Source organism: Azospirillum sp. B4 (assembly GCF_000333275.1).
Lineage (GTDB): Bacteria > Pseudomonadota > Alphaproteobacteria > Azospirillales > Azospirillaceae > Nitrospirillum.
Genome location: NZ_BACU01000478.1, coordinates 1 through 951, shown reverse-complemented (window position 1 = coordinate 951; position 951 = coordinate 1). Strand labels below are relative to the sequence as shown.

Annotated in this window: 1 protein-coding gene; it reads right to left on the bottom strand. The window is 70.8% G+C overall.

Annotation, left to right across the window (positions count from 1 at the left end; genetic code table 11):
• On the bottom strand, positions 1 to 820 hold an 820-nt coding region (locus I55_RS20685; RefSeq protein ID WP_044562483.1), incomplete at its 3' end, for a response regulator.
• Between the last annotated feature and the right edge of the window lie 131 nt (positions 821 to 951).

Here is a 951-nt window from a genome sequence, read left to right as displayed (position 1 = left end):
CGCTGATGTCGCGGTTGGACTTGCCATGGGCGATCCAGACCAGCACCTCCGCCTCCCGCGCGGTCAGGGCCAGGGCTTGCTGCAGGGCGCGTTCATCGCGGCCGGCGCCGGCCTCGCTGATGCGGAACAGGAATTCGTCCGGTTCCGTCTGGCTGAGGTAGACGACCTCCAGCCGCCGGCCCTGCTCCTGGCCGGGACCGTCCAGCAGGATGGCCTGGTTGGGCGTGCCGTCGCGGCGCAGCTGGAGCAGGCGTTCCACCACGGCGGCGGGGAGGGCGTCCGCGCCGCCCTCTCCGGGAAAGAAGGCCGCCAGCAGGCGCTGGGCCTGGGGCGTGCACCAGCGCAAGGCGCCGCGCGCGTCGGTCGCCAGCAGATAGCGCCCGGTGGTGTCCAGCGCCACCTGGGCGCCATAGGCCACCCGCGCGTTGGCCAGGTGCACGCGGATGCGGGCCATCAGCTCATCCACCACGATGGGCTTGGTGACATAGTCCACACCGCCGGCCTGCAGGCCCTGCACCACGTGTTCCGTCTCGCTGAGGCCGGTCATGAAGATGACGGGCAGGTGGGCCAGGGCCTTGTCGCGCTTCAGCCGGCGGCAGGTCTCGAACCCGTCCAACCCGGGCATGACGGCATCCATCAGCACCAGGTCGGGCGTCACCTCCTCCAGCAGCGCCAGGGCGCTTTCGCCATCGGTCGCCACCAGCACGGTCAGGCCCGCCTGGTCCAGGGCGTCGGTCAGGAATCCCAGGGTTTCCGGCGTATCGTCGACCACCAGCACGGTGTCGCGGCGGCCGGGGGGGCCGGTCACGGCGTCAGTCATTGGCGTGCTCCATCGGTCCATCGCCCTGGCCTGTGTCGCCATCGTCCTCTCCAACAGGTGCCCGTGCTGCTTCCAGCACCGCCATGTAACGCTTCAGGTCGAAGGCGCGCACCAGGGTACGCAGCTGGGCG